Below are 2236 nucleotides of genomic sequence, written 5' to 3'. Positions count from 1 at the left end.
CTGCACGGGCTGACCGGGGGCCGCCTGCCCGTCGGGCGCACCCTGCGGGTCCTGGCCGGCGGGGGCGTCCCCGGGTTGTCCCGGTTCGACGGCCTGCCCCGGCTGCTCGGACTGCTCGACCTGCGAGGTGTCCTGATCGGTGGCGGTCGGCGTCTCGTCGTCACCCCCGAACAGCTGGACGAGTCCGATGCCGATCGCGAGGACCACTGCGGCGAGGAGGACCATCGCGATGGCCCGATAAGGAGGGCCCGTCGGCTCGTCCAGGTCGGGATCGACCCCGGCGTCGCCACCGGGCGCGCCCGGGCCGTAGGGATCATACTGCGAGGTTTCGGGCTGGGAGCTCACGCCGGTGAGTGTAGGTCAGTCGAGTCGCATTCCCAGGTTGCGCGCCGCGCGTGCCTTCTGACGGCTGCTCCGCATGCGACGCAGACGCTTGACGAGGAGCGGGTCCACGGCCAGCGCCTCGGGGCGGTCGATGAGGTCGTTGAGGATCTGGAAGTAGCGCGTGCCGGACATCTCGAACTTCTGCCGGATCGCCTCCTCCTTGGAACCGGCGAACTTCCACCACTGCCGTTCGAACTCGAGCATGGCCTGGTCCCGGTCGGACAGGACGGGATCGGCGGCATGCAGCTCGGTCGCGGGCTGCGTACCGCCCGCGACCTGCGGCCCGCGTGCCGCAGTAACTGATCGACCCATGCGCGCGCCTCCTGTGGTGTCGGTGCAGGTGCTCCGGTGCGGGTATGGAGATCACACCGTTGTGATTCCCCCGTAGTGAACCACACGGATCCGACACCCTGCCACGGGCGCACTAGGATCGTCTGCCATGGCCGTACTGCCCATCGTCATCCTCGGCGATCCCGCCCTCCACGCCCCCACCGAGCCCGTCACCGGGTCCCCGGAGGAGATCCGCGACCTCGTCCGCGACCTCTACGAGACGATGGACGCCGCCAACGGCGTGGGGCTGGCCGCCAATCAGGTGGGTGTACGCAAGCGGGTGTTCGTCTACGACTGCCCCGACCTGGACACCGAGGACGGCGAGGGCGTCTCACGCGAGGACGTCGAGGCCCGTGGCGGCTGGATCAACCGCCGCGGCTGCGTGGTCAATCCGGTGTTGGAGACCTCCGAGATCCCGGAGACCATGCCGGACCCGGAGGAGGATCTCGAGGGGTGCCTGTCCGTCCCCGGAGTGAACTTCCCGCGGGGACGCGCCTGGTGGGCCCGGGTCACCGGCACCGACGAGAACGGCGAGCCGGTCTCGGTGGAGGGCTACGGCCTGTTCGCGCGGTGCCTGCAGCACGAGGTGGGCCACCTCGACGGCGTCCTCTACACGGACGGACTCATCGGCCGGAACCGCAAGGCGGCCAAGAGGCACATCCGCGACGCGGGCTGGGGCGTGCCCGGGTTGAGCTGGGACCCGACCACCGATCCCGATCCGTTCGCCGACGAGGAGGACGACGACGACGAGGCCACCGACCTCCATGGCTGAGCAGGACCGGGGTCTGGCGGACCGGTCCCGGTGGAACGCGGGCCGACGCGTGGAGGTGGGGATGCGCGTGGTGGTGCGTCGTCATCTGGAGGACGGGCAGAGTTCGCATCTCTACACCGACGTCATCGGGCACGTGGTCGAGCTGGATCCCGTTCTGGTGGTACGCCGGGAGTCGGGCGAGGAGGTGCGGATCGCCGACCCCGACATCGCCGTCCTCAAGGTGTTGCCGCCCCGCCCGGTCCGCGCCCGCGACGTCCGGGCCCACGAGTACGCGGGTGCGTTGGCGTGGCCGGGTACCGAGTTCGAGCTGGTGGACGGCTGGTTCTGCCGCGCCGGGGACGACTGGTCCTATCGCGGGAACTCGGCGGTCCCGGTGCTGCCGTGGGCCAGCTGCCGGGAACTCGACGGGGTCCGCGACTGGTACTCCGTCCGCGGCCTGCCGCTGCGCCTGGTGGCCGTGGACCGGTTGGTGGACGCCGACCGGATGGTCCTCGACGGGGTGCCGGTGGATCCCGCGCGGGTGAGCGCGGACAGGGAACTGCTGCTGTGCACGGCCGACAGCCTCGAGTTGTTGGCCCGCGTGGACGCCACGGTCCCCGCCGATGCCCGCCCCGAGGTGGTGTTGGCCGACTCCCCCGACGACGACTGGCTCGCGCTGTACCACGCCACCGCGGGCCTGGACCCCGACCGCGTCCGGCCCGCGATGCTGGCGACCGCGGGACTAGGTGGCGTGGGACAGGGCGGTGCGGC

General features: G+C 71.3%; 3 protein-coding genes and 1 pseudogene. 2 read left to right on the top strand and 2 right to left on the bottom strand.

The window, feature by feature from the left end; all coding sequences use genetic code 11:
• Nucleotides 1-345: pseudogene (locus G6021_RS12765) on the bottom strand (LytR family transcriptional regulator); the annotation flags it as partial.
• A gap of 15 nt (nucleotides 346-360) precedes the next feature.
• On the bottom strand, nucleotides 361-696 hold the full coding sequence (locus tag G6021_RS12760; RefSeq protein ID WP_241730959.1) for a DUF3263 domain-containing protein: 336 nt from the start codon (nucleotides 694-696) through the stop codon (nucleotides 361-363).
• Between the two features lie 127 nt (nucleotides 697-823).
• Between G6021_RS12760 and G6021_RS12755 the strand changes: the two genes are divergently transcribed.
• Nucleotides 824-1486: a peptide deformylase gene (locus G6021_RS12755; RefSeq protein WP_182610060.1), complete on the top strand. Its 663-nt coding sequence runs from the start codon at nucleotides 824-826 to the stop codon at nucleotides 1484-1486.
• On the top strand, nucleotides 1479-2236 hold a 758-nt coding region (locus G6021_RS12750), incomplete at its 3' end, for a GNAT family N-acetyltransferase (protein ID WP_182641449.1). The genes G6021_RS12755 and G6021_RS12750, both read left to right, overlap by 8 nt.

The organism is Dietzia sp. CW19 (genome assembly GCF_014145265.1).
Lineage (GTDB): Bacteria > Actinomycetota > Actinomycetes > Mycobacteriales > Mycobacteriaceae > Dietzia > Dietzia natronolimnaea.
Note: the sequence above shows the minus strand (reverse complement) of the source record. Positions and strands in the feature narration are given on the sequence as shown.

Bases quoted from the DNA above. Each gene is read 5' to 3' on its own strand.
- G6021_RS12755 (WP_182610060.1), top strand. From the start codon at position 824: ATGGCCGTACTGCCCATCGTCATCCTCGGCGATCCCGCCCTCCACGCC.
- G6021_RS12760 (WP_241730959.1), bottom strand. From the start codon at position 696: ATGGGTCGATCAGTTACTGCGGCACGCGGGCCGCAGGTCGCGGGCGGT.